General features: G+C 66.4%; 22 protein-coding genes and 3 tRNA genes. All 25 read left to right on the plus strand.

Going from position 1 to position 26,465, the window contains the following annotated elements:
* Positions 1–356: 356 nt before the first annotated feature.
* The 25 genes from ACN675_RS14990 (at position 357) to ACN675_RS15110 (ending at position 26,082) form a co-directional block, all read left to right on the plus strand.
* A tRNA-Thr gene (locus tag ACN675_RS14990) sits at positions 357–429 on the plus strand.
* A 46-nt stretch (positions 430–475) separates the two neighbouring features.
* Positions 476–551 (plus strand) — tRNA-Met (locus ACN675_RS14995).
* A gap of 59 nt (positions 552–610) precedes the next feature.
* Positions 611–778 (plus strand): 50S ribosomal protein L33, encoded by a 168-nt coding sequence (gene rpmG / locus ACN675_RS15000; protein ID WP_068156180.1) that lies wholly within the window; start codon positions 611–613, stop codon positions 776–778.
* Positions 779–863: 85 nt separating this feature from the next.
* Entirely contained in the window at positions 864–1,439 is a 576-nt protein-coding gene (gene hadA / locus ACN675_RS15005) for a (3R)-hydroxyacyl-ACP dehydratase subunit HadA (protein WP_197250544.1), read from the plus strand.
* Positions 1,426–1,851: a (3R)-hydroxyacyl-ACP dehydratase subunit HadB gene (gene hadB, locus ACN675_RS15010; protein ID WP_420751594.1), complete on the plus strand. Its 426-nt coding sequence runs from the start codon at positions 1,426–1,428 to the stop codon at positions 1,849–1,851. The genes hadA and hadB overlap by 14 nt, the downstream gene beginning before the upstream one ends.
* Positions 1,852–2,024: 173 nt before the next feature.
* Positions 2,025–2,097 (plus strand) — tRNA-Trp (locus ACN675_RS15015).
* Positions 2,098–2,129: 32 nt separating this feature from the next.
* Positions 2,130–2,564, plus strand: a complete 435-nt coding sequence (gene secE / locus ACN675_RS15020) for a preprotein translocase subunit SecE (protein ID WP_420751595.1) — start codon at positions 2,130–2,132, stop codon at positions 2,562–2,564.
* Between the two features lie 48 nt (positions 2,565–2,612).
* Positions 2,613–3,386 (plus strand): transcription termination/antitermination protein NusG, encoded by a 774-nt coding sequence (gene nusG / locus ACN675_RS15025; protein ID WP_420751596.1) that lies wholly within the window; start codon positions 2,613–2,615, stop codon positions 3,384–3,386.
* A gap of 79 nt (positions 3,387–3,465) precedes the next feature.
* Positions 3,466–3,900: a 50S ribosomal protein L11 gene (rplK, locus tag ACN675_RS15030; RefSeq protein ID WP_247273074.1), complete on the plus strand. Its 435-nt coding sequence runs from the start codon at positions 3,466–3,468 to the stop codon at positions 3,898–3,900.
* A gap of 88 nt (positions 3,901–3,988) precedes the next feature.
* On the plus strand, positions 3,989–4,705 hold the full coding sequence (rplA, locus tag ACN675_RS15035) for a 50S ribosomal protein L1 (protein WP_420751597.1): 717 nt from the start codon (positions 3,989–3,991) through the stop codon (positions 4,703–4,705).
* A gap of 457 nt (positions 4,706–5,162) precedes the next feature.
* The gene (gene rplJ / locus ACN675_RS15040) at positions 5,163–5,687 is read left to right on the plus strand and encodes a 50S ribosomal protein L10 (protein WP_197250541.1); all 525 of its coding nucleotides are present in this window, start codon (positions 5,163–5,165) and stop codon (positions 5,685–5,687) included.
* 108 nt (positions 5,688–5,795) lie between these two features.
* Positions 5,796–6,182 carry a 50S ribosomal protein L7/L12 gene (rplL, locus tag ACN675_RS15045; RefSeq protein ID WP_003937621.1) on the plus strand — a complete coding sequence of 129 codons (387 nt, stop codon included), beginning with the start codon at positions 5,796–5,798 and terminating at the stop codon, positions 6,180–6,182.
* A gap of 309 nt (positions 6,183–6,491) precedes the next feature.
* Positions 6,492–7,613 (plus strand): ABC transporter ATP-binding protein, encoded by a 1,122-nt coding sequence (locus ACN675_RS15050; RefSeq protein ID WP_420751598.1) that lies wholly within the window; start codon positions 6,492–6,494, stop codon positions 7,611–7,613.
* Between the two features lie 8 nt (positions 7,614–7,621).
* Positions 7,622–8,416: an MlaE family ABC transporter permease gene (locus ACN675_RS15055; RefSeq protein WP_197250540.1), complete on the plus strand. Its 795-nt coding sequence runs from the start codon at positions 7,622–7,624 to the stop codon at positions 8,414–8,416.
* Positions 8,417–8,420: 4 nt separating this feature from the next.
* Positions 8,421–9,281, plus strand: a complete 861-nt coding sequence (locus ACN675_RS15060) for an MlaE family ABC transporter permease (protein ID WP_420751599.1) — start codon at positions 8,421–8,423, stop codon at positions 9,279–9,281.
* A complete protein-coding gene (locus tag ACN675_RS15065) occupies positions 9,278–10,633 on the plus strand; it encodes an MCE family protein (protein WP_420751600.1) in 1,356 nt (451 codons plus the stop codon). Before ACN675_RS15060 ends, ACN675_RS15065 begins: the two co-directional genes overlap by 4 nt.
* On the plus strand, positions 10,630–11,709 hold the full coding sequence (locus tag ACN675_RS15070) for an MCE family protein (protein WP_420751601.1): 1,080 nt from the start codon (positions 10,630–10,632) through the stop codon (positions 11,707–11,709). The genes ACN675_RS15065 and ACN675_RS15070 overlap by 4 nt, the downstream gene beginning before the upstream one ends.
* Entirely contained in the window at positions 11,706–12,704 is a 999-nt protein-coding gene (locus ACN675_RS15075; protein WP_420751602.1) for an MCE family protein, read from the plus strand. Before ACN675_RS15070 ends, ACN675_RS15075 begins: the two co-directional genes overlap by 4 nt.
* The gene (locus ACN675_RS15080) at positions 12,704–13,966 is read left to right on the plus strand and encodes an MCE family protein (RefSeq protein ID WP_420751603.1); all 1,263 of its coding nucleotides are present in this window, start codon (positions 12,704–12,706) and stop codon (positions 13,964–13,966) included. Before ACN675_RS15075 ends, ACN675_RS15080 begins: the two co-directional genes overlap by 1 nt.
* Before the next feature lie 44 nt (positions 13,967–14,010).
* A complete protein-coding gene (locus ACN675_RS15085; RefSeq protein ID WP_420751619.1) occupies positions 14,011–15,261 on the plus strand; it encodes an MCE family protein in 1,251 nt (416 codons plus the stop codon).
* Entirely contained in the window at positions 15,258–16,505 is a 1,248-nt protein-coding gene (locus ACN675_RS15090) for an MCE family protein (RefSeq protein ID WP_420751604.1), read from the plus strand. Before ACN675_RS15085 ends, ACN675_RS15090 begins: the two co-directional genes overlap by 4 nt.
* An 18-nt stretch (positions 16,506–16,523) precedes the next feature.
* A complete protein-coding gene (locus tag ACN675_RS15095; protein WP_420751605.1) occupies positions 16,524–17,171 on the plus strand; it encodes a hypothetical protein in 648 nt (215 codons plus the stop codon).
* Between the two features lie 40 nt (positions 17,172–17,211).
* Complete coding sequence (locus tag ACN675_RS15100) at positions 17,212–18,111, plus strand: hypothetical protein (RefSeq protein ID WP_420751606.1); 900 nt, start codon at positions 17,212–17,214, stop codon at positions 18,109–18,111.
* 363 nt (positions 18,112–18,474) lie between these two features.
* Positions 18,475–21,981 (plus strand): DNA-directed RNA polymerase subunit beta, encoded by a 3,507-nt coding sequence (locus ACN675_RS15105; RefSeq protein ID WP_420751607.1) that lies wholly within the window; start codon positions 18,475–18,477, stop codon positions 21,979–21,981.
* A 129-nt stretch (positions 21,982–22,110) separates the two neighbouring features.
* Positions 22,111–26,082, plus strand: coding sequence for a DNA-directed RNA polymerase subunit beta' (locus ACN675_RS15110; protein WP_420751608.1), 3,972 nt, complete (start codon positions 22,111–22,113; stop codon positions 26,080–26,082).
* Positions 26,083–26,465 lie beyond the last annotated feature (383 nt).

Genomic DNA, 26,465 nt, shown 5'->3' on the forward strand with positions numbered 1-26,465 from the left:
TCGTTTCCGTACTCCCAGCCGGTGGCGTCGCCCCGACTCTCGCATCCCGCCTGCTGCGTCCCCGCTCGCTACGTCTCCGGCCCGCGCCGGGGTGCATCGAGGACGGCGATCGGGTGCCGGCGGTCCGGGGCCGCCCGGATCCAGGGTCGCCGCCCGGTGATGAGCACGGTGGTGGGGAGGGCGGTGCAGCCGGCGCTCCGTGCTGCCGGACGGACGCACGAGACTTCCGTACGGACACATCGGACAGGGCGCTCGAATGCCCGATTTATGCGCTCTGACCTGCTGATTTTGTACTGCGGGCGAGTGTGTGTAATCTTTTGGAGGCCGCAGGGAGCAGAGATGCGAACGGCGGCCACGCCCCCTTAGCTCAGTCGGCAGAGCGTTTCCATGGTAAGGAAAAGGTCGACGGTTCGATTCCGTCAGGGGGCTCGCTGGATTGTGGTGCCGCCCTATTTCGCGCGACACTCGACACCGAGGCGGTGTAGCTCAGTTGGTAGAGCAAACGACTCATAATCGTTGCGTCGCCGGTTCAAGTCCGGTCACCGCTACCAAAGTAGAATGAACCACCCTGATCTGACGAAGATCGGATTTACGCGAAAGAAGGCATCCCGTGGCCTCCTCAACTGACGTTCGGCCGAAGATCACTCTGGCCTGCGAGGTGTGCAAGCACCGCAACTACATCACCAAGAAGAACCGTCGCAACGACCCCGACCGGCTGGAACTGAAGAAGTTCTGCCCGAACTGCGGCAGCCACCAGGCGCACCGCGAGTCGAAGTAGTCAACAGGTCGACGTCGACGCGTGAGCTCTCCGCAGAACTGCCCACGTCACAGACGTCAGGGTGGATTTGCGGGGGGTTTTTCGTATGACGGACACACTGGTGAGTGAAGAGAACATCGTGGACGTGACCGAACAGGCCGGGATCCCGTTCGATGTCGCGGCTCACGCTGCGTCCATGGTCGGTCACCACTACCGGGTCGAGGACTTCTACGAGGTCGGCCGGGAGAAGGTGCGCGAGTATGCACGCGCCGTGCTGGATCCCAATCCGGCACACTACGACGAGGAAGCAGCGAAGGGCCTCGGTTACGACGGCCTCATCGCGCCGCTGACCTTCGTCTCGATCATCGGCATGATCGCCCAGCGCAAGTTGTTCGAAGAGATCGTCGTCGGCTACGACTTGAGCCAGATCATGCAGACCGATCAACGGATCGTGTTCCATCGCCCGATCCAGGTCGGTGACCGACTGTTCTGCGATGTGCACCTCGACGATTTCCGTCAGGCTGCCGGCAGTGACATCATCACCACCAAGAACATCATCACGGACCAGCACGACAACCTCGTGCTGACCACATGGACGACGCTGGTCGGTCGCACCGGCGGCGAGGTGGACGCTAATATCGCCCACGCGGTCAAGGATGTGATGATGCATGTCGCTTCGTAGGTTCGAGGACGTTTCGGTCGGAGACGAGCTGCCCCCGCGGGTCGTCACGCTGACCCGCGGCAACCTCGTCAACTACGCGGGTGTATCGGGTGATCCCAACCCGATCCACTGGAGCGACAAGGTTGCAGAACTCGCCGGGTTGCGCGGCGTCGTCGGTCACGGCATGCTCTCCATGGGCATCGCGGCCGGCTTCGTGACGGAGTGGCTCGGAGATCCGGGTGCGGTAACGGAATACAACGTCCGTTTCACCAGCCCGGTCTACGTGGAGGCCGACAAGGCCGCCGAGGTGGAGTTCACCGGCAAGATCCGGTCGGTGGACGAGACCAGCAAGACAGCAGTGGTCGCGATCGTGGCCAAGTCCGAGGGGCGTAAGATCTTCGGACGGGCCACCGCAACGGTTCGTCTGGCCTGAGTGCCGGGCGGATTGGGTTTGTTCCGGGGCTATGAAGTACACTAAGGCTTCTGGGATCGCATAGCGCAGCGCGCTGCTCTTCGGTGCTTGTAAAGACCGATTGGGTGGCGCGCGTGTCATGTGGTCACGGATAGGTCGACCGAAGACGCCGGTTCTCCGGTGAGGTCGACCAAAGGGGCGTAGCTCAACTGGCAGAGCAGCGGTCTCCAAAACCGCAGGTTGCAGGTTCAAGTCCTGTCGCCCCTGCACCCGGACGGCCAGCGACCGAGAGGAACGATGTGAGCGAGGAGCGCGGTACGCGCGACGGCAACACCGCCGGGATCTCCGATCCCCGCGACGGCCGGACTGCAACCGACGCAACCCCCGGCGTTTCCTCTCCGTCCTCCCGGCCGAGCGGCAAGCGTTCCGGTCGACGTTCCCCCGATTCCCCGCGCGCTGCCGCCGGGTCGGGACGTTCGGCAACCGCGGTCGCCACGAAGGCCCCCGCCGGAAAGTCCGGAAAATCCGGCACGAAGAAGCCCGAGAACATCTTCAAGCGTCTGCGGCGCTTCTTCCGCGAGGTCATCGCCGAGCTGCGTAAGGTCATCTGGCCCAATCGCAAGCAGCTCGTCACCTACACGACGGTCGTCGTGGTCTTCGTGACGGTCATGACCGCATTCATCTTTGGAATTGATCTGGCGTTCGTGAAGGGCGTCAGCTGGTTGTTCGGCTAGCGCGTACGCGTGCCGGCGAATTGTGATCGACGAGAGGAAAGTGCCCCGGTGAGCACCCCCGAGAACGACTCATACGAGCCTTCGGCCGAGGAGAGCGTTTCGGACGAGGTCTTTGTCGACGACACCGCGACCGCGGAAGCGGCCGAGGAGTCGGCAGAGGCGGGCATCGAGACCGTCGAAGAAGCGGCCGAAGCCGAGGCCGAGGTGGATCCCGCCGAGGCTCTCGAGAAGCAGCTGCGCCTCGAGCCCGGCGACTGGTACGTCGTGCATTCGTACGCGGGCTACGAGAACAAGGTGAAGGCCAACCTCGAGACCCGCGTGCAGAACCTGGACCTCGCCGAGTACATCTTCCAGGTCGAGGTGCCGACGGAAGAGGTCACCGAGATCAAGAACGGCCAGCGCAAGCAGGTCAACCGCAAGGTGCTGCCCGGCTACATCCTGGTGCGCATGGAACTGAACGACGAGTCGTGGGGCGCGGTGCGCAACACCCCCGGCGTCACCGGCTTCGTCGGCGCGACCTCGCGTCCGTCGCCGCTGACGATCAAGGAGGTCGTCAAGTTCCTGCTGCCGCAGCAGGCGAAGAAGAAGCCGGCCGCCGGTGCGGCTGCGACCGGCGAGGCCACCGCGGCCGCCGCCAAGCCCACGATCGAGGTGGACTTCGAGGTCGGCGAATCCGTGACCGTGATGGACGGACCGTTCGCGACGCTGCCCGCCTCCATCAGCGAGGTCAACGCCGAGCAGCAGAAGCTCAAGGTCCTGGTGTCGATCTTCGGTCGCGAGACACCCGTGGAACTGTCGTTCAACCAGGTCTCCAAGATCTGAGCGGCTCCGGGAACCGACCCCTCCAAACTTGCAGTAGCAGTACGCAAGAACCACACCGAGCAAGAAACTAGGAATAGAGATGCCCCCGAAGAAGAAGAAGATTGCCGGGCTCATCAAGCTCCAGATCCAGGCCGGTCAGGCCAACCCGGCGCCGCCGGTCGGCCCCGCGCTGGGCCAGCACGGCGTCAACATCATGGAGTTCTGCAAGGCCTACAACGCCGCGACCGAGTCGCAGCGCGGCAACGTCGTGCCGGTCGAGATCACGGTCTACGAGGACCGTACGTTCGACTTCAAGCTGAAGACCCCGCCGGCGGCGAAGCTGCTGCTCAAGGCTGCGGGTGTGCAGAAGGGCTCCGGCGAGCCGCACAAGACCAAGGTCGCCAAGGTCACCATGGACCAGGTGCGCGAGATCGCCAAGACCAAGCAGGAAGACCTGAACGCCAACGACATCGAGGCGGCCGCGAAGATCATCGCCGGCACCGCGCGCTCGATGGGCATCACGGTCGAGGGCTGACGCCCACAGCAGGAACCCGTGGGAGGGCCTGCCAGGCCCGCTACCACGACCGAACCATTCACCGTACGGTGAGAAGTTAGGACAGAACATGGCAAAGCGCAGCAAGGCGTACCTCGCCGCCGCTGAGAAGATCGACGCCTCCGCCCTCTACAGCCCGCTCGCGGCTGCGAAGCTGGCCAAGGAGACGTCGTCGAAGAACTACGACGCCACCGTCGAGGTCGCGATGCGTCTCGGTGTGGACCCCCGCAAGGCCGACCAGATGGTCCGCGGCACGGTCAACCTGCCGCACGGCACGGGTAAGACCGCCCGCGTCATCGTGTTCGCGGTCGGCGAGAAGGCCGCCGAGGCCGAGGCCGCCGGCGCCGATGTCGTCGGTGCCGAGGACCTGATCGAGCGGATCCAGGGCGGCTGGCTCGATTTCGACGCCGCGATCGCCACCCCGGACCAGATGGCCAAGGTCGGCCGCATCGCGCGTGTCCTCGGCCCGCGTGGTCTGATGCCGAACCCGAAGACGGGCACGGTCACCCCGGATGTCGCGAAGGCTGTCACCGACATCAAGGGCGGCAAGATCAACTTCCGCGTCGACAAGAACGCGAACCTGCACTTCGTGATCGGCAAGGCCTCGTTCGACGACGCCAAGCTGGTGGAGAACTACGCTGCTGCGCTGGACGAGGTCCTGCGTGCCAAGCCGTCCTCCGCGAAGGGCCGCTACCTCAAGAAGGTCACCATCGCGACGACCACCGGACCGGGCATCCCGGTGGATCCGGCGCGTACGCGTAACCTCCTCGAGGACGCCGACCAGTAAGGTCGACACCACGCTCTCGAAGCACGAACGGCCGGCCCGGACCTCGCGTCCGGGCCGGCCGTTCGCATTGCAGGGGAGGGGCCGTTCGCATCGCAGGGACTCCGTCCCGGGCCCGTTTTGCATTCACGGGACCGAGTCCGGTACTCTTTCCTGCGTAGTTCGGCATTGTGCCGATCTTCACCCCGATCATGTTCTACCCAAGACCGTTGGTCACCGGGTCCGCGTGCGGATTCGGTTGAAGGTCCGGAAACTGTCCGGCGGCCCACGCAGGTGAACGAGGTAAGGGGAGATGTGGACATCTCGCGCGGCGACGCGCGAATCGTGTGAGCCTTCTCCTTCTGCGCCCCGTGTGCCCTGCACCGGGGCGTTCGTCGTTTCCGGCCCGTGCGGTTTTCGTAAGTGGGACGTCCCGCACGGGACGGACGGGAAAACGACTGTTACTGAGAGGAGGCGAAGTATGGCAAAGCCCGAGAAGGTTTCCGCGGTTGCGGAGATCACCGAGCAGTTCAAGAACTCGACGGCCGCCGTGATCACGGAGTACCGCGGTCTGTCGGTCGGAAGTCTTACCCAGCTGCGACGCGCTCTCGGAGAGGGTGCCACCTACTCCGTCGCCAAGAACACCCTCGTCAAGCGTGCTGCCGCTGAGGCAGGCGTCGAGGGCCTTGACGATCTGTTCGTCGGACCCACCGCGATCGCTTTCATCGCCGGTGAGCCCGTCGACGCCGCGAAAGCTCTGAAGAACTTCGCGAAGGACAACAAGGCACTCGTCGTCAAGGGCGGGTACATGGACGGCGCTGTGCTGTCCGTGGACGAGGTCAACAAGATCGCGGACCTCGAGTCCCGCGAGGTGCTGTTGGCCAAGCTCGCAGGCGCGATGAAGGGCAACCTGGCAAAGGCCGCAGGCCTGTTCAACGCTCCTGCTTCGCAGGTGGCTCGCCTGGCGGCCGCCCTGCAGGAGAAGAAGGCCGAAGAGGCCGCCTGAAGCTGATCCGCGTCACCGCGAATCACTGACACATCCACGCGTGCTCCGGCACGCACCATCCCACGGTCGCGGATCAGCGACGAGGGACTTACAGGAAGGACCGCCATCATGGCGAAGCTCACCACCGAAGAGCTGCTCGACGCGTTCAAGGAACTGACCCTGCTCGAGCTCTCGGAGTTCGTGAAGGCATTCGAGGAGACCTTCGAGGTCACCGCTGCTGCTCCGGTCGCCGTTGCCGCTGCCGGCGCTCCGGCCGCCGCTGCCGAGGCCGAGTCCGAGCAGGACGAGTTCGACGTCATCCTCGAGGGTGCCGGCGACAAGAAGATCCAGGTCATCAAGGTCGTCCGCGAGATCGTCTCCGGCCTGGGCCTGAAGGAAGCCAAGGACCTCGTCGAGGGTGCTCCGAAGCCGATCCTGGAGAAGGTCGCCAAGGACGCTGCCGACGCTGCCAAGGCGAAGCTCGAGGAGGCCGGCGCCAAGGTCACCGTCAAGTAAGACGGCTGTTCCTGCGCTGCTCGCCGGGTGACCGGCGTTCGAGTGTGAACAGGGCCGTTTCCCATGGACCGCAAGGTCCGCGGGAAACGGCCCTGTTCGTGTTTTCCGGCAGTCCGGCGGGTTGGCCTGCGGGATCGAACGCACGGGGATATGTTGACGACGAACCGAGTGACGTGCGTCGCATCAGTGCAGGTCACAACATAAGTCAGGGTATGCAGCGCGCGTTGACCACCTTTCTTACTCTTGGGTAGTATCCAGTGTCACAGGTACCACTCCGATGCGATAGAGTGACGCGACCCACAGGTGGGGATGGTGTCGGAGAGGTGTGGAGGTAACACGGTGGGAGTTGAGGTAGCGGTCGAAGGACTCACCAAGTCGTTCGGCTCACAGAGGATCTGGCAGGACGTCACGCTGACGCTGCCCGCGGGTGAGGTCAGCGCGCTGCTGGGCCCGTCCGGTACGGGTAAGTCGGTGTTCCTGAAGTCGCTGATCGGCCTGCTCCGTCCGGAGCAGGGATCGATCGTCATCGACGGCACGGACATCCTGCAGTGCTCGAGCAAGGAGCTCTACGAGATCCGCAAGCTGTTCGGGGTGCTGTTCCAGGACGGCGCGCTGTTCGGGTCGATGAATCTGTACGACAACGTGGCGTTCCCGCTGCGCGAGCACACCAAGAAGTCCGAGTCCGACATCCGCAAGATCGTGATGGACAAGCTCGAGCTGGTCGGTCTGCTCGGTGCCGAGGACAAGCTGCCCGGTGAGATCTCCGGCGGTATGCGCAAGCGCGCCGGTCTGGCGCGGGCGCTGGTGCTCGATCCGCAGATCATCCTGGTCGACGAGCCGGACTCCGGTCTGGACCCGGTGCGCACGACGTACATCTCGCAGACGTTGATCGACATCAACGCCGAGATCGACGCGACGATCCTGATCGTCTCGCACAACATCAACCTGGCGCGCACGGTGCCGGACAACATCGGCATGCTGTTCCGTCGCGAACTGGTGATGTTCGGTCCGCGCGAGGTACTGCTGACCTCGGACGAGCCGGTGGTCAAGCAGTTCCTCAACGGCACGATGATCGGTCCGATCGGGATGTCGGAGGAGAAGGACGAGGCGCAGATGGCGCACGAGCAGGCGCTCGTCGACGCCGGGCATCATGCCGGTGGTGTCGACGACGTCGAGGGCATCGTGCCGCAGATGCAGGCCACCCCGGGCATGCCCGAACGCAAGGCCGTGGCGCGCCGTCACGAGCGGGTGCGGCAGATCCTGCACACCCTCCCGGAGAGCGCTCAGGCCGCCATCCTCGAGAGCTACGACCAGGAAGAAGCCGCCCACGTCGCGGCAGCGGTACCTGCGGGCTACGACGGCCGTGACGACGACACGCAGGTGATCCCCGTCTATCGCGAGGAATTCGATCAGCAGTACGGCCAGAAGTAGGAGACCAGATGGGGGTCGGCAGTAGTTCGCTGGTGCGTCCGGTACACGGTGCGCTCACTCAAGCCGGGAACATCGTCGAACTGTTCGTCGACGTCGTGCGGAACACCTTCCGTCGCCCGTTCCAGTTCCGGGAATTCATCGAGCAGGCGTGGTTCATCGCGAGCGTCACGATCCTGCCGACCGCGCTGGTCGCCATTCCGTTCGGGGCCGTCGTGTCCCTTCAGACCGGCTCGCTCATCAAGCAGCTCGGCGCCGAATCGTTCACCGGTGCCGCCAGCGTGCTCGCGGTGATCCAGCAGGGCAGTCCGATCGTGACCGCCCTGCTGATCGCCGGCGCGGCCGGATCCGCCGTCACCGCCGACCTCGGCTCGCGGACGATCCGCGAGGAGATCGACGCCATGAGGGTGCTGGGCATCGATCCGGTCCAGCGGCTCGTCGTCCCGCGTGTCCTGGCGATGATCCTGGTGGCGCTGCTGCTCAACGGACTCGTCTCGGTCGTCGGCATCGCCGGCGGCTACTTCTTCAACGTCATCCTGCAGGGAGGAACCCCGGGTGCGTATCTGGCGTCGTTCTCGGCGCTCGCCCAGTTGCCCGACCTGTACGTCGCCGAACTCAAGGCGGCCGTCTTCGGTCTCATCGCCGGAGTCGTCGCCGCCTACAAGGGACTGAATCCCGGGGCCGGCCCGAAGGGCGTCGGTGAAGCCGTCAACCAGACCGTCGTCATCACGTTCCTGCTGCTGTTCTTCGCGAACCTGATCCTGACGATGGTGTACCTGCAGATCGTGCCTGCGAAGGGATCCTGAAGCGATGACGATTGCAAAGGGCCGCGGAGATCTCTTCCTGCTCCGGGGCAGGAGGGTGCTGCGCACACCGTTGAACGTCCTGGATCGCGCCGGCGACCAGATGTCGTTCTATGCGCGGGCGGTCGCGTGGACTCCGAAGACGATCACGCACTACCGCAAGGAGGTGCTGCGGCTGCTCGCCGAAGTCACCTTCGGCAGCGGTGCGCTCGCCGTCATCGGCGGCACCATCGGCGTCATCGCGATGATGTCCGGTTTCACCGGCGTCGTCGTCGGCCTGCAGGGCTACGCCGCGCTCGAACAGCTCGGATCGTCGGTCCTGACCGGCTTCCTGTCGGCCTACGTCAACACCCGTGAGCTCGCGCCGGTCGTGGCCGCACTCGCGCTGTCCGCGACCGTGGGGTGCGGCTTCACCGCGCAGCTGGGCGCCATGCGCATCAGCGAGGAGATCGACGCGCTCGAGGTGATGGCGGTGCCGTCGGTGCCGTTCCTGGTCACCTCCCGGATGATCGCCGGATTCGTCGCCGTCATCCCGCTCTACATCATCGGCCTGCTCGCCGCGTATCTCGCGACACGTGTGATCAGCACGTTGTTCAACGGTCAGTCGTCCGGTTCGTACGACCACTACTTCTATCTGTTCCTGCCACCGGAGGACGTGCTCTATTCGTTCGCGAAGGTGCTGATCTTCGCGTTCGTGCTGATCCTCATCCACTGCTACTACGGCTTCCACGCCAGCGGTGGCCCGGCGGGTGTGGGTGTCGCGGTGGGCCGGGCGGTCCGTACCGCCATCGTCACCATCGCCGTTCTCGACTTCTTCCTCAGCCTCGCGATCTGGGGCACGACGACGACGGTGAGGGTGGCCGGATGATCGAGACACCCTCGACGCTCCGCCGCCGCGTGCTGGGACTGGTGTTCTTCCTGGTCCTGGCGTTGTTCCTCGGCGGCACCATCGCGATGTACAACAAGACCTTCAAGAAGGTCGTCGAGGTCGACCTGCTGACCGACAGCGTGGGCAACGCACTGCCGCACAATGCCGACGTCAAAGTTCGCGGCATGATCGTCGGCGAGGTGCGCTCGACCTCCGTCGAGGACGGTCAGGTCACCGCGCACCTGGCGATCGACCCGGACAAGGCGGAACTGATTCCGGCCAATTCGACGGCCCAGTTGCTGCCGAAGACGCTGTTCGGTGAGCGTTACGTCGCCCTGCTGCTGCCCGACGACCCGGCCCGTCCGCTCGCCGCCGGCGACGTCCTTGTGCAGGACACGAGCGCGCGGACCGTCGAACTCGGGGAAGTTCTCGACGGGGTTCTCCCGCTCCTGCAGGCCATCCCGCCGGAGGATCTGGCAAGCACGCTCGGTGCGCTCGCGCAGGGCCTCAGCGGTCGCGGCGAGACCCTGGGTCGCACGGTCGAGCATCTCGAGCAGATCTTCCGCGAGGTCGGAGCCGAGCTGCCGACCCTGCAGGAGGACCTGCGCGGACTCGCGGACTTCTCACAGACCTACGCGGAGGCGGCACCGGATCTGGTGAACGCGTTCAACAACCTGCGAACCACCGGAAACACCGTGGTCGAGCAGGAGAACCAGATCGCGACCCTGCTCGTGACCGCGACCGGTGCATCGTCCGACACCGCGGGCCTGCTGGAAACCAACGCGGCGTCGATCATCAGCATTTCCGCGGACTCGAAGGAGGCGTTGCAGCTGCTGGCCCGGTACTCACCGTCGTTCCCGTGCATGCTGAAGGGTTTCGCCGATGCCGCGCCGGCCGCCGCGGGTGTGCTCGCGGTGGACGATCCCTTCCCGGGTGTGCGCGCAAGCGTCCAGTTCACGAATCCGAAGGGTCGCTACCTGCCGAACCAGGACGAACCACGGCTGCTCGACGACCGGGGACCGGCCTGCTACGACAACGTCACCGCGCCCGGCCGGAAGTTCCCGCAGTACCCGGGCGGTTCGATCAACGACGGCTCCTACCAGGTTCCGTCCCGCAACCCCGGGCCCGAGACGATCCCGTTCTTCCCGGCCCCCGAGGGTTCCGGGGTTCCGGACGACGTCGGCGTGATCATCGGCACTGTGCCGGTGTCCTACACGGGCTCGGCGGCCGAACAGGAAACGCTCGACTTGGTCTACGGGGCCGCGACGGGTCTCGAGCCCGGTGAGGTGCCGCGGTGGACCACCCGGCTCGGCGCACCGGCGATGCGGGGAACGGAGGTGAGCTTCGAATGAGGGGACTGGCAGCGCCTCTGATCAAACTGATCGTCTTCGCGGTCGTCACGGTCGTCGCGACGGGCATCCTCGCCGCGACCATCGCCAGCTTCGGCGGCGGTGGCGGCGAGAAGTACCGCGCGATCTTCTCCGACGTCACCTCGCTCAACAAGGGTGACGAGATCCGTATCGCGGGCGTCCGGGTCGGCAAGGTGGAGGACATCGCGATCGTCGACGAGCGCAACGCCGAAGTGACGTTCACCGTCGAGGGCCGCGACTACCTGCCCGCATCGACCACCGCGACTATCCGGTACCGCAACCTCGTCGGCCAGCGGTACATCGCGCTCGGGCAGGGCGAAGGCGCACAGGGACAGAAACTGAATCCGGGTGAGACGATCCCGCTCGAGCGAACCAGGCCCGCCGTGAACCTGACGACGCTGTTCAACGGTTTCCGGCCCCTGTTCCAGACACTGTCCGCGGAGGACGTCAACAAGCTCTCGTACCAGATCGTCCAGGTGTTCCAAGGCGAATCGGGAACCGTCGACGACCTGGTGCGCAGCACCGCGTCGCTGACCAACACGATCGCCGACAAGGACGCGGTCATCGGTGCGGTCATCGACAACCTCAACACGGTGCTGACCACCGTCAACGAGCGGGACGACGAGCTCGATGCGCTGCTCGTGAACACCCAGGCACTGGTCAGCGGCCTGGCCGCGGATCGTGAGACGGTCGGCTCCGCGGTGCAGTCCCTCGCCGGTCTGACGGATGCGGTCGCCGACGTGCTCGAACCGACCCGTCCGGCGATCACGCAGTCGATCACCGCGGTGAACCAGCTCGCCGGCACCCTGAACGCCAATAGCGGCGCCGTCGACCAGGTGCTGGAGACGCTGCCCGTCAAGCTCGACAAGCTCGGCCGGGTCGCGAGCTACGGCTCGTGGTTCCAGTTCTACCTGTGCGGCATCGACATCATCGCCGGTCCGGGCTCGGTCCCGTATCTGAATCTGCCCACCGGGCTGCCCACGGTGAACCAGCCGATCTACACCAATGCCGCGAAACGGTGCACGCAGGACGGGATGCAGGAGTTGCAGGGACGATGAGTAGACGTCGCAGTCCGGCAGCGGCCGGGGCCCTGGGCATTCTGGTGGTTCTGCTGGCAACGCTGTCCGCGTTCTTCCTGGACTCGCTGCCGATCATCGGTGCCGGCGCCACCTACAAGGCCGAGTTCACCGAGGCGGCAGGCCTCAAGCCCACCAACGAGGTGCGCATCGCCGGCGTCAAGGTCGGCCAGGTCACCGCAGTCGAGCTCGAGGGCGACCGGGTCGTCGTCGAGTTCAACGCCAAGGACGCGTGGATCGGCGACGACACCTCGGCCTCGATCCAGATCAAGACGATCCTCGGCCAGAAGTACCTCGCTCTCGATCCGCGCGGAACCGAGGTGCTGAATCCGTCGGACGTGATTCCGCTCGAGCGCACGGTGGCGCCGTACGACGTGATCGAGGCGTTCTCGTCCGCAGCGACCACCCTCGGTGACATCGACTCCGAACAGCTCGCCGCCGGATTCGCTGCCCTGTCCGACGCGTTCTCCGAGACACCCGACGACGTGCGGGCCGCGCTCGACGGGGTGAGCCGGATCTCGGAGACGATCGCCAGCCGCGACCAGGAGCTGAAGAAGCTGCTCGACGCGACCGCGCAGACCTCGCAGATCCTCGCCGATCGCAATGCCGAGTTCAACAGGCTCATCAGCGACGGTGCGCTGCTGGTCGCGGAGCTCAACAACCGCCGGCAGGCGATTTCGCAGCTGCTCGACGGCACGCAGCGGATGTCGACCGAGCTGAGCGGTCTCGTCCAGGAGAACGAGGAGCAGTTCGGTCCCGCACTCGAACAGCTCCGCGGTGTCGTGCAGATCCTGCAGGACAACAACGACAATCTCGATCGTGCCTTCGAGCTGTACGAACCGTTCGTGCGCCTGTACACGAACGTCGTCGGCAACGGTCGCTGGTTCGACCAGGTCGTCGTGAACCTCACCCCGCCGGGGCTGCCGGACATTCCGGGCTACCGCGAGCCGGGCCGCACGCTGGAAGGGGGTAACTGATGGCGCACGCCGAGAACAGGGACGCCACCTCCCGCGGGAACGGACGCAAGGCAGTGCTCGTCGCGCTCGCCGCGGCACTGGTGGCAGCGCTGGTCGCCGGCGGCTGGTACGCCTACCAACGTGTCGGCACGACCGAGATCACCGCGTACTTCGACAAGGCCGTCGGCATCTACGAAGGCTCCGACGTCCGGGTGCTGGGGGTCGAGGTCGGCAAGGTCGTGTCGGTCGAACCGCAGGGCGATCTCGTGCAGGTCCGCATGCGGGTGAACCGCGGCGTGGACATCCCGGCCGACGCGCGGGCCGCGCAGATCACGCCGTCGGTCGTCGCCGACCGGTACGTGCAGCTCGCTCCCGCCTACACGGGCGGCGAGACGATGCAGAGCGGCGCGGTGATCCCGCGCGAACGCACGGCGACGCCCGTCGAGGTCGACGAGCTCTACGCCAGCATCGACGAGCTGTCGCGGGCGCTGGGACCGGAGGGCGCGAACAGGGAGGGCGCGCTGTCACAGTTCGTCGAGGTCGGCGCGGAGAACCTCGCCGGCAACGGGGAAGCGCTGGGCCGCAGTATCGATCAGCTGTCCGCGGCGACCCGCACCCTGAACTCCTCGCGTGACGACCTGTTCGGCACCGTCGAGAACCTGCAGGTGTTCGTGAGCGCTCTCGCCGCGAACGACGAGCAGGTGCGGGCCTTCAACAGCCAGCTCGCCGAGCTGTCCGGATTCCTCGCCGGGGAGCGGGAGGATCTCGGTCAGGCCCTGAATCAGCTGTCGGTGACGCTGGGGGACGTCGCGACGTTCGTGCAGGACAACCAGGCGATCCTGAAGGACAACGTCGACGCGCTCGTGCCGATCACGCAGACGCTCGCGGATCGCCGGGATTCGCTGGTCAACTCGCTGACCCTCCTGCCGCTCGCTGTGAGCAACCTCGTCAACTCGTACGACGCGGAGGCCGGGGCATTGTCGTCGCGGCTCGTGCTCACCGACCTCCAGGATCCGAACGCCGCCGTGTGCAAGCTGATCGACCTCGGAAAGCTGGTGCCGGGCGACGAACGCTTCGAACGGCTCGGACGACAGATGCAGCCGCTCATCGATCGATGCGGCGACATCATGGCGCAGGTGACCGCGGACCAGAGGTCGCCGGATCTGATCCTGCCGTTCGGCATCCTGAGCGGCGAGAACATCCAGCGGCAGGTAGTTCCGGGCACGGTGCCCGGCGTCGAATCGCCGCGACTGCAGCTCGGCGGAGAGGGGGGTGATCGGTGAGGCACTCGAAATCGGGGATCCCTCCGGTGGGATCGGGACGTGCGATCGCCCTCGCCGCGGGACTGTGTGTCGTGGCGGTGACGGTGTCGGGCTGCGGCGGGGTTTCCGACATTCCGCTGCCCGGTGGCCCGGACGTCGGAAGTGATCCGATGCACCTGACGATCGCGTTCGAGGACGTTCTGGACCTCGTGCCCCAGTCCGCGGTGAAGGTGGACGGTGTGCCGGTCGGCCGCGTCGAATCGATCTCCGTCGCCCCGGACGGCTGGACGGCGGATGTGGACGTCGTGGTGCAGTCCTCGGTGGATCTGCCGGCGAATGCGCTCGCGGAGGTGGAGCAGACCAGCATCCTCGGCGAGAAGTTCGTCCAGCTGAGCTCGCCTCCGACGGACCCGTCGGCGCAGCGGCTGGCCGACGGCGATTCGATCCCCGTCGAGCGGACCCGCGCCGCGACCGAAATCGAACCGGTGCTGGGCGCGCTGTCGCTGCTGCTCAACGGCGGCGGCGTGGGACAGCTCGCGCCGGTCGTCAAGGAACTGTCGACCGCGTTCGACGGGCGTGAGGGAACCACGCGCAGCCTGCTCGAACAGGCGGATCTGCTGATCGCCGGACTCGAACAGCAGAAGAACGACATCACGCGCGCGCTGGACGGCCTGGACATGCTGACCACGAACGTGGCCGCGCAGACCGACCGGATCGCCGGGATTCTCGACGACCTCCCGGTTGCGACGGAGGTCCTCGAGCAGCAACGGCCGCAGCTCGTCGAACTGCTCACGCAGCTCGACCGGCTCGGCACGGTCGGAACCGATGTCCTCGAACAGTCCAAGGACGATCTGATCGCCGACCTGCTGGCGCTGCGCCCGACGCTGCAGCAGCTCGCGACCTCCGGAGACGACCTGGTCGAGGCGTTGCCGTTCATCCCGACCGTGCCGTTCCCGGACGGGGTGGAGAAGATCGCGCTCGGCAACTCGGTGAACCTGTTCCTCCTCGTCGATCTGCAGATCGGGGACGCGCTCGCGGCCCTCGGTGTCGGACAGGGCGAGCCGGTCTACCGCGAGCCCAAGTTCGGCAACCCCAAGCCGCTGGTCGATCCGTCCAACCCGTATGTCGACGGCAACGGTCCGCGGCCGGGATGGCCGACCGTGTCGCTGCTGCCGATCCTGCCGACGCCGACCCTGCCCGAGACGGTCGCGGTGCCGGGTCTGCCGGCGGGTGTCCCCGGCCTCGGGGACGCGGCCGCGCCGCCCAATCCCCTGGAGGGCCTGATGAACCAGCTCGGACTCGGGGGTGGCCGATGAGATCGCGCCTGGTCAAAGCGCAGCTCGCGGTGTTCGTGGCGATCGCGCTGCTCGGTGTGCTGTTCGTCGGCGCCCGGTACGTCCGCCTCGACAACCTGCTGGGCTTCGGGCAGTACACGGTGAACGCGCAGTTCGCGACGTCCGGCGGTGTGTTCAAGAACGCGGAGGTCACCTACCGTGGTGTCCCGGTCGGCCGGGTCGGCGAACTGTCGCTCACCGAGGACGGCCTCAACGTCGAGCTGAAACTCGACAACGGCGGCCCGGAGATCCCGGCGTCGGCACGCGCGGTCGTGGCGAACCGCTCCGCGATCGGTGAGCAGTACGTCGATCTGCGGCCGGATACCGCCGAAGGCCCGTTCCTGGTGGACGGGTCGGTCATCGAGCAGGACCGGACCGCCGTTCCGATTCCGGTCGAGGACCTGCTGGTGAGCACGAACGACCTGGTGCGTTCGGTCCCGGTGGACGACCTGCACACTCTCATCACGGAACTCGGCGACGCGTTCGACGGCCGCGGTGACGACCTGCAGGTGCTCGTCGACTCGCTGGCCGAGCTCAGCGCGGCCGGAGTGGACTACCTGCCGCAGACGGTCACTCTCGTCCGGGACAGCGAGCCCGTGCTGAACACGCAGTCGGTGCAGTCGTCGGCGATTCAGCAGTTCAGTTCCGATCTGGACCTGGTCACAGCACAGCTGCGCGAGAGCGACCCGGACATCCGGCGGCTCATCGAGACGGGGCAGGCCGCCAGCGAGCAGCTGACCCAGCTGGTCGTTGAGAGCGGTCCGGGTCTGACGACCGATCTCACCAACCTGGCCCTGCTCGGCGACAAGCTCGCGCCGCAGGCGATCGCGTTGCAGCCGCTCCTGGCGTTCCTGCCCGCGGTGGCCGGCAGCTCCGGGACGGTCGCGCCGGGCGACGGCGCGGTCCGGCAGGGAATCGTGCTCGAGACGAACAACCCGCCGTCCTGCACGATCGGGTACGAGGGCACCTACGAGATCCTCGACGAGATGCACCGGCAGAACCCGAACTTCGACGACACCCAGCAGGACTTCCCGTTCAACACAAACGCGTCGTGCGAAGTGCCGCAGGGCAGCGTCACCGGCGTGCGCAGCGCGAACCGGATCGTGTTCGCCGACCCGCTGACCCTCCAGCCGTGGGACTTCATCCCGAAGAAGGACCCGGACAAGCTGAACCTGAACCCGATCGCGACGCAGCTGGCGCCGCTGCTCGGGGTCACCCCGAAGTGAAGTGAGTAGGTTGTTGGAGTGAGCGAGGAGACCACCACCCGACCGGCCGGCGACAGGTTCCGCACGGCGTGGCTCGCGGTCGTCGGCGTCGTCGCGCTGGTCGCGCTGGCGGCCGCGATCTGGTTCGGCGTCGGCTGGGGGCGGGCGTTGTTCGTCGAGCGGCCCACGGCCGACGCGAGGGACGCGGCGCTGTCCGGTGCGATGCAGGCGGCGATCAATCTGAACAGTGTCGACGCGGACGACGTCGACCGATCGCTCGACAATATGCGGTCGTCGATCACCGGTGATGCGCTGGTGAACGACCTGAACGCCACCGAACAGCAGATCCGCGACCAGGTCGCGGCCACCGGCACCGGGATGGCAGCCGAGGTTCTGTTCGGGTCGCTGACGGAGCTGAACACCGACGACGACGCCGCGCGTGCGCTCGTGGTGTTGTCGGTGACCACGACGACGCCCACGAACTTCGTGAAGAACAAGGTGTCGGTCGAGGTCGCCGTCCGCAAGGACGGGGACATCTGGAAGGCGGAGACGATCCAGCCGCTGGGTTCGGTGGAGCTCGAGTCCGGTGCGAATCCGGGGGCCGCTCCGGCTCCCGCGTCCCCGGCTGCACCGCCTGCCGAGGCACCCGCGCCCGCCGCGCCGACCGGCCCGGCGCCCGGTGAGTAAGGGGCACCGACATGACCGAGCAATCGAAGGAGTGTGTGTAGTGCCGCCGCAACGACGCAACCCGGGGACCGGCGGTCCGCGCCGGCGTCCGAAGATCGCCGGAACCGGCCGCACGCAGGGCCCTGCCGGTACCGGGCGGTCGACGTCGCCGAGTACGCCGCCGGCGTCGCCTGGTCAGGACGCGGTCGCGCCGGAGCCCGAGGTCGTCGAACAGCCCGAGGTCGTCGAACAGCCCGAGGTCGTCGAACAGCCCGAGGTCGTCGAACAGCCCGAGGTCGTCGAACGGACCGGGGGTACCGCGTCCGAGGACGCGGCGGTGGATCTGTCCAAGGGGTCCGAACCGGAAACCGTAGGCGAGACTGCCGCGCAGGAACCCGTCCGGGACCGTGCCGCGGAGGATGCTGCCGGGGCAGGGGAGGATGCTGCCGGGGCAGGGGAGGAGCACACAGCACAGCCCGGCACGCGTCCGCTGCTGCTCCTCGGCGGTGCCGCGGTCGCCCTGGGGGTGTTCGCGGCGGTCGCCGCGTTCCAGCCCGGTGCGAAGGTCGAGAACCGGGCGTGGGTCGACACTGCCGCAACCGCGCAGGTCGAGCGTGCGGCCACCGAGGCCATCGAGACGATGCACGGCTACAACTACGAGACGATCGACGACAACTTCGCGGCGATCCGCAAGCTGCTGACGCCGGAGATGCAGGAACAGTTCGACCGGACCGCAGAGGTGACGAAGCAGGCCGCGGTGCAGACGCACACGGTCACGCAGGTCGACGTTACGCACATCGGGGTGTCCATGCTCGACGATTCGCGTGCGGAGGTGGCGGCATACATCAACGTCAGCGCCACGGGCGACGGGATCGCCCAGGGCAGCGCGGCGGCGCCGCTGCGGGTGCGGATGGAGCGGATCGACGGCCGCTGGCTGGTCTCGGAACTGACCGACAGCTGACCCCGGTCGGGGCCTGTTTCGCTGTGGTCGGAGCGGTCTCGGCAAATCGATCTCTTGACGCGGAGAGCGGTAGCGGTCACTCTATCGGTACGCCCGCGCGAACTCGCGAGAAAGTCCGAGTTCCGGAGAGGGGCTTGCTTCAGGCACCCCTGTTGGACATCTGCCGTTTTTCGGTGTAGGTTAGGACTTTGCGCTGGCTGCCTCCTGTCCAAACCTCGTTCGCAAAGCCGGAAGTGCCCCCTCGCGGGGTGCCCGCCGCCGGTCTTCGTGATGGGGCTGTCGTTCGGGTTGTGACCAGCCGAAACGCCCCACTGAAGAAGCAGGTACAGCGGCGGTCGCACCGGTTGGAGCGGCCCGCGTGAGGTGCTGGAAGGACGCATCTTGGCAGTCTCTAGCCAGACCAAGGCAGTTGCCGGAATCCCCGGAGCCCCGAAGAGAGTCTCGTTCGCGAAGATTCGCGAGCCGCTCGAGGTCCCCGGGCTCCTCGATCTACAGACAGATTCCTTCGAATGGTTGATCGGCTCCGAGCGCTGGCGCGCGAAGGCTGCCGAACGTGGTGACGGGCCTGTTGTCGGCGGCCTCGAGGAGATCCTCGCAGAGCTCTCGCCGATCGAGGACTTCTCGGGTTCGATGTCCCTGTCCTTCTCCGACCCGCGCTTCGACGAGGTCAAGGCCTCCGTCGAGGAGTGCAAGGACAAGGACATGACGTACGCGGCTCCGCTGTTCGTCACGGCCGAGTTCATCAACAACAACACCGGCGAGATCAAGAGCCAGACGGTCTTCATGGGTGACTTCCCGATGATGACCGACAAGGGCACCTTCATCATCAACGGCACCGAGCGTGTCGTCGTGTCGCAGCTGGTGCGGTCCCCGGGCGTCTACTTCGACCGGAACGTCGACAAGAGCACCGAGAAGGACCTGCACAGCGTCAAGGTCATCCCGGGCCGCGGTGCGTGGCTCGAGTTCGACGTCGACAAGCGCGACACCGTCGGCGTCCGTATCGACCGCAAGCGCCGCCAGCCGGTCACCGTGCTGCTCAAGGCGCTGGGCTGGACGAACGAGCAGATCGTCCAGCGCTTCGGCTTCTCCGAGATCATGATGTCCACGCTGGAGAAGGACAACACGGCCGGCACCGACGAGGCGCTGCTCGACATCTACCGCAAGCTGCGCCCGGGCGAGCCGCCGACCAAGGAGTCCGCGCAGACCCTGCTGGAGAACCTCTTCTTCAAGGACAAGCGCTACGACCTGGCGCGCGTGGGACGTTACAAGATCAACAAGAAGCTGGGCCTGAACAGCGGCCAGCCGATCGCGGCGTCCACCCTCACCGAGGAAGACATCGTCGCCACGATCGAGTACCTGGTGCGCCTGCACGCCGGTGAGACCGTGATGACCGCGCCCGACGGCGTCGAGGTCCCGGTCGAGGTCGACGACATCGACCACTTCGGCAACCGTCGTCTGCGCACGGTCGGCGAGCTCATCCAGAACCAGATCCGTGTCGGCCTGTCCCGCATGGAGCGCGTGGTGCGCGAGCGCATGACCACGCAGGACGTCGAGGCGATCACGCCGCAGACGCTGATCAACATCCGTCCCGTCGTGGCCGCGATCAAGGAGTTCTTCGGAACCTCCCAGCTGTCGCAGTTCATGGACCAGAACAACCCGCTCTCGGGCCTGACCCACAAGCGCCGCCTGTCCGCGCTGGGCCCCGGCGGTCTGTCCCGTGAGCGTGCCGGCCTCGAGGTCCGCGACGTCCACTCGTCGCACTACGGCCGTATGTGCCCGATCGAGACCCCGGAAGGCCCGAACATCGGCCTGATCGGCTCGCTGTCGGTGTACGCGCGGGTCAACCCGTTCGGTTTCATCGAGACCCCGTACCGCAAGGTCGAGAACGGCGTCGTCACCGACGAGGTCGTCTACCTGACCGCCGACGAGGAGGACCGCCACGTCGTGGCGCAGGCCAACTCGCCGATCGGTGCCGACGGCCGGTTCACCGAGGATCGCGTTCTCGTCCGCAAGAAGGGCGGCGAGATCGAGTACATCCCGGCCGCCGAAGTCGACTTCATGGACGTTTCGCCGCGTCAGATGGTGTCCGTCGCGACCGCGATGATCCCGTTCCTCGAGCACGACGACGCCAACCGCGCCCTCATGGGTGCGAACATGCAGCGTCAGGCCGTGCCGCTGGTGCGCAGCGAGGCTCCGGTCGTCGGTACCGGCATGGAACTGCGTGCCGCCGTCGACGCCGGCGACGTCATCGTCACCGAGAAGAGCGGTGTGGTCGAGGAGGTGTCCGCCGACTTCATCACCGTGATGGCCGACGACGGCACCCGCAAGACCTACCGCCTGCGCAAGTTCGACCGTTCCAACCAGGGCACCTGCTCGAACCAGCGTCCGATCGTGGACGAGGGTCAGCGCGTCGAGTCCGGCCAGGTACTCGCCGACGGTCCCTGCACCCAGAACGGTGAGATGGCGCTCGGCAAGAACCTGCTCGTGGCGATCATGCCGTGGGAAGGCCACAACTACGAGGACGCGATCATCCTGTCGCAGCGCCTCGTGGAGGAGGACGTGCTCACCTCGATCCACATCGAGGAGCACGAGATCGACGCCCGCGACACCAAGCTCGGTGCCGAGGAGATCACCCGCGACATCCCGAACGTCTCGGACGAGGTCCTCGCCGACCTGGACGAGCGCGGCATCGTCCGCATCGGTGCCGAGGTCCGCGACGGCGACATCCTCGTCGGCAAGGTCACCCCGAAGGGTGAGACCGAGCTGACCCCCGAGGAGCGGCTGCTGCGCGCGATCTTCGGCGAGAAGGCCCGCGAGGTCCGCGACACGTCGCTGAAGGTGCCCCACGGCGAGACCGGCAAGGTCATCGGCGTGCGCGTGTTCTCCCGCGAGGACGACGACGATCTGCCTCCGGGCGTCAACGAGCTCGTCCGCGTGTACGTGGCGCAGAAGCGCAAGATCCAGGACGGCGACAAGCTCGCCGGCCGGCACGGCAACAAGGGCGTCATCGGCAAGATCCTCCCGCAGGAGGACATGCCGTTCCTGCCCGACGGCACCCCGGTCGACATCATCCTCAACACCCACGGTGTTCCGCGTCGTATGAACATCGGCCAGATCCTCGAGACGCATCTCGGCTGGATCGGCAAGGCCGGCTGGAACATTCAGGTCGCGGAGGACGGCAGCCGTCCCGAGTGGGCGCAGAACCTGTCCGACGAGATGCTGTCGGCGGAGCCGAACACCAACATCGCGACCCCGGTGTTCGACGGTGCGCGCGAGGACGAGCTCAGCGGTCTGCTGGCCTCGACCCTGCCGAACCGCGACGGCGAGGTCATGGTCGGTGAGGACGGCAAGGCGACGCTGTTCGACGGTCGTTCCGGCGAGCCGTTCCCGTACCCGGTGTCGGTCGGCTACATGTACATCATCAAGCTGCACCACCTCGTCGACGACAAGATCCACGCTCGTTCGACCGGTCCGTACTCGATGATCACCCAGCAGCCGCTCGGCGGTAAGGCCCAGTTCGGTGGCCAGCGCTTCGGTGAGATGGAGTGCTGGGCCATGCAGGCCTACGGTGCGGCGTACACGCTGCAGGAGCTCCTCACCATCAAGTCGGACGACGTCGTCGGCCGCGTGAAGGTGTACGAGGCGATCGTCAAGGGCGAGAACATCCCGGAGCCGGGCATCCCCGAGTCCTTCAAGGTTCTCCTGAAGGAACTCCAGTCGCTCTGCCTGAACGTCGAGGTGCTCTCGAGCGACGGCGCGGCCATCGCGATGGCCGACGGCGACGACGAGGACCTGGAGCGGGCGGCGGCCAACCTGGGCATCAACCTTTCCCGCAACGAGTCGGCCACGGTCGACGACCTCGCGAACTAGGAAGCCGACCCCGGAGGAGGCGCGTATGGACGGCAACGACGACGCCGCATCCTTCGCGCCTCCCCGGGGGCCCGGCAGCGATAGCGACAACTAGCAGCAACACAACCCGCACAGGGGAAAGGAAGTTACGTGCTCGACGTCAACTTCTTCGATGAACTCCGCATCGGCCTGGCCACCGCAGAGGACATCCGCAACTGGTCGTACGGCGAGGTCAAGAAGCCGGAGACCATCAACTACCGCACGCTCAAGCCCGAGAAGGACGGACTCTTCTGCGAGAAGATCTTCGGCCCCACCCGGGACTGGGAGTGCTACTGCGGTAAGTACAAGCGCGTCCGCTTCAAGGGCATCATCTGCGAGCGCTGCGGCGTCGAGGTGACCCGCGCGAAGGTCCGCCGCGAGCGGATGGGCCACATCGAACTGGCCGCACCCGTCACCCACATCTGGTACTTCAAGGGCGTGCCGAGCCGCCTCGGCTACCTCCTCGACCTGGCGCCGAAGGATCTCGAGAAGATCATCTACTTCGCCGCCTACGTCATCACCTCGGTCGACGACGAGCTGCGTCACAACGAGCTCTCGACCCTCGAGGCCGAGATGGAGGTCGAGAAGAAGACCGTCGCCGACCAGCGCGACGCCGACCTCGAGGCCCGCGCGCAGAAGCTCGAGGCCGACCTGGCCGAGCTGGAGGCCGAGGGCGCCAAGTCCGACGTCCGCCGCAAGGTCAAGGACGGCGGCGAGCGCGAGATGCGTCAGCTCCGCGACCGCGCCCAGCGCGAGCTGGACCGTCTCGACGAGATCTGGAACACCTTCACCAAGCTGGCTCCGAAGCAGCTCATCGTCGACGAGCTGATCTACCGCGAGCTGCAGGATCGCTACGGTGAGTACTTCACCGGCGCGATGGGTGCCGAGGCCATCCAGAAGCTCATCGAGACCTTCGACATCGACGCCGAGGCCGAGCAGCTGCGCGAGATCATCCGCAGCGGCAAGGGCCAGAAGAAGCTGCGTGCGCTGAAGCGACTCAAGGTCGTCGCGGCGTTCCAGCAGTCCGGCAACTCGCCGATGGGCATGGTCCTCGACGCCGTTCCGGTGATTCCGCCGGAGCTGCGCCCGATGGTTCAGCTCGACGGTGGCCGCTTCGCGACCTCCGACCTGAACGACCTGTACCGCCGTGTCATCAACCGCAACAACCGCCTCAAGCGACTGATCGACCTCGGCGCACCCGAGATCATCGTCAACAACGAGAAGCGGATGCTGCAGGAGTCCGTCGACGCGCTGTTCGACAACGGCCGTCGCGGCCGGCCGGTGACCGGTCCGGGCAACCGCCCGCTCAAGTCGCTGTCCGACCTGCTCAAGGGCAAGCAGGGTCGATTCCGTCAGAACCTGCTCGGTAAGCGTGTCGACTACTCGGGCCGTTCGGTCATCGTCGTCGGCCCGCAGCTCAAGCTGCACCAGTGCGGTCTGCCGAAGCTGATGGCGCTCGAGCTGTTCAAGCCGTTCGTGATGAAGCGTCTGGTCGACCTGAACCACGCGCAGAACATCAAGTCCGCCAAGCGCATGGTCGAGCGTCAGCGTCCGCAGGTGTGGGACGTCCTCGAAGAGGTCATCAACGAGCACCCGGTGCTGCTGAACCGTGCACCGACGCTGCACCGCCTCGGCATCCAGGCGTTCGAGCCGCAGCTCGTCGAGGGCAAGGCGATCCAGCTGCACCCGCTGGTGTGTGAGGCCTTCAACGCCGACTTCGACGGTGACCAGATGGCCGTGCACCTGCCGCTGTCCGCGGAGGCGCAGGCCGAGGCCCGCATCCTGATGCTGTCCTCGAACAACATCCTGTCGCCGGCATCGGGTCGTCCGCTCGCCATGCCGCGTCTGGACATGGTCACGGGTCTGTTCCACCTGACCCGGCTCGTCGAGGACGCCGTCGGCGCGTACGCCCCGGCCACGGCCGATCAGCCGGAGCAGGGCGTGTACTCGTCCCCGGCCGAGGCCATCATGGCCGTCGACCGCGGTGCGCTGTCGGTGCAGGCCCCGATCAAGGTGCGTCTGACGCAGCAGCGTCCGCCGCGCGAGATCGAGAACGAGCTGTTCCCCGAGGGCTGGCGGTACGGCGACGCGTGGACCGCGCACACGACTCTCGGTCGCGTGCTGTTCAACGAGCTGCTGCCGGTCAACTACGGCTTCGTCAACGACATCATGCCGAAGAAGCGTCAGGCCGCGATCATCAACGATCTCGCCGAGCGCTACCCGATGATCGTCGTCGCGCAGACCGTCGACAAGCTCAAGGACGCCGGCTTCTACTGGGCGACCCGTTCGGGTGTGACCGTCTCGATGGCGGACGTGCTCGTTCCGCCGGAGAAGAAGGAAATCCTCGAGCGGTACGAGGCGCAGGCCGATCAGCTCGAGCGCAAGTTCGCGCGTGGTGCTCTCTCCAAGGAGGAGCGTCGCGACTCGCTGGTGAAGCTGTGGCAGGAAGCGACCGAAGAGGTCGGTCAGGCCATGGAGGCGCACTACCCGGACGAGAACCCGATCCCGACGATCGTCAAGTCCGGTGCTGCGGGCAACATGACCCAGATCCGCTCGCTCGCGGGCATGAAGGGTCTGGTGACGAACCCGAAGGGCGAGTTCATCCCGCGTCCGATCAAGTCCTCGTTCCGTGAGGGCCTGACCGTTCTCGAGTACTTCATCAACACGCACGGTGCCCGTAAGGGTCTGGCCGATACCGCTCTGCGTACCGCCGACTCGGGTTACCTGACCCGTCGTCTGGTGGACGTCTCGCAGGACGTCATCGTCCGCGAGGTCGACTGCGGCACGCCGCGCGGCATCGAGATGACCATCGCGGAGCCGGAGCGCGACGCCGAGGGCAACGAGACCGGCAAGCTGGTCCGCGACGCCCACATCGAGACGAGCACGTACGCCCGTACGCTCGCCTCCGATGCGGTCGACGCGAACGGCAACGTGATCGTCGAGCGCGGTTCCGACCTGGGCGATCCGGCCATCGAGGCGCTGCTCGAGGCCGGTATCCAGAAGGTCCGTGTCCGTTCGGTGCTGACCTGCGACACCGGTACCGGTGTCTGCGCCACCTGCTACGGCCGCTCGATGGCGACCGGCAAGCTCGTCGACATCGGCGAGGCCGTCGGTATCGTCGCCGCGCAGTCCATCGGTGAGCCGGGTACGCAGCTGACGATGCGTACCTTCCACCAGGGTGGCGTCGGTGAGGACATCACCGGTGGTCTGCCGCGTGTCCAGGAGCTGTTCGAGGCCCGCGTCCCGAAGGGCAAGGCCCCGATCGCCGACGTCTCCGGCCGCATCCGGCTCGAGGACGACGACCGCTTCTACAAGATCACGATCGTGCCGGACGACGGTGGCGACGAGGTCGTGTACGACAAGCTGTCGAAGCGTCAGCGCCTGCACGTCATCCGCAAGGCGAACGGCACCGAGGGTGTCCTCGCCGACGGTGACTACGTGGAGGTCGGTCAGCAGCTCCTCGAGGGTGCTGCCGATCCGCACGAGGTGCTGCGTGTGATGGGTCCCCGCCAGGTGCAGATCCACCTCGTCAACGAGGTCCAGGAGGTGTACCGGAGCCAGGGTGTGTCGATCCACGACAAGCACATCGAGGTCATCGTGCGCCAGATGCTGCGCCGCGTGACGATCATCGATTCGGGCGCGACGGAGTTCCTGCCCGGTTCGCTGGTCGAGCGGAGCGAGTTCGAGGCATCGAACCGCCGGGTCGTGGCCGAGGGCGGCGAGCCTGCTGCCGGTCGCCCCGTGCTCATGGGTATCACGAAGGCGTCGCTGGCCACCGATTCGTGGCTGTCGGCGGCGTCGTTCCAGGAGACCACTCGCGTGCTGACCGACGCGGCGATCAACTGCCGCTCGGACAAGCTGATCGGTCTCAAGGAGAACGTGATCATCGGTAAGCTGATCCCGGCCGGCACCGGCATCAACCGGTACCGGAACATCCAGGTCCAGCCGACCGAGGAGGCCCGCGCGGCCGCGTACGCCATCCCGGCCTACGACGACCAGTACTACTCGCCGGAGGGCTTCGGCCAGAATACCGGCGCCGCGGTCCCGCTCGACGACTACGGTTACTCGAGCGACTACCGGTAGGCAACTACCGTAGACACGCAGGTCCCGCCCCTTTCTCTTCGGGGGCGGGACCTTCGTGTATTCGGCGTACAGGACGCCGCACCCATCCGTGGACGGACTCCGGCGCGAAAACTCCTCGCGCCGGTCGTATCGTGATGGATCGTTCTCAAATTCTCTTGTGCCGCAATGGATTCCGAACGCAGGTCGCGCGCTGCCCGCGCTGCTCGAAGGCGCTGGATCCGTGCCGCCGCGTGATCCGGGCCCGTCGGCGGGATTCCCGTAACGCAAATCCCCGCGATAGTCGAATTTTCGATTATCCGGCCCCGGGTGAGTGGGTTCCGTATCGACAACTTCGAGCCCATAGACAGTTTCCTTGACTGGATCCGCATATTTGTAAACGAATA

This window comes from Rhodococcus sp. O3, assembly GCF_048897285.1.
GTDB lineage: Bacteria > Actinomycetota > Actinomycetes > Mycobacteriales > Mycobacteriaceae > Rhodococcus.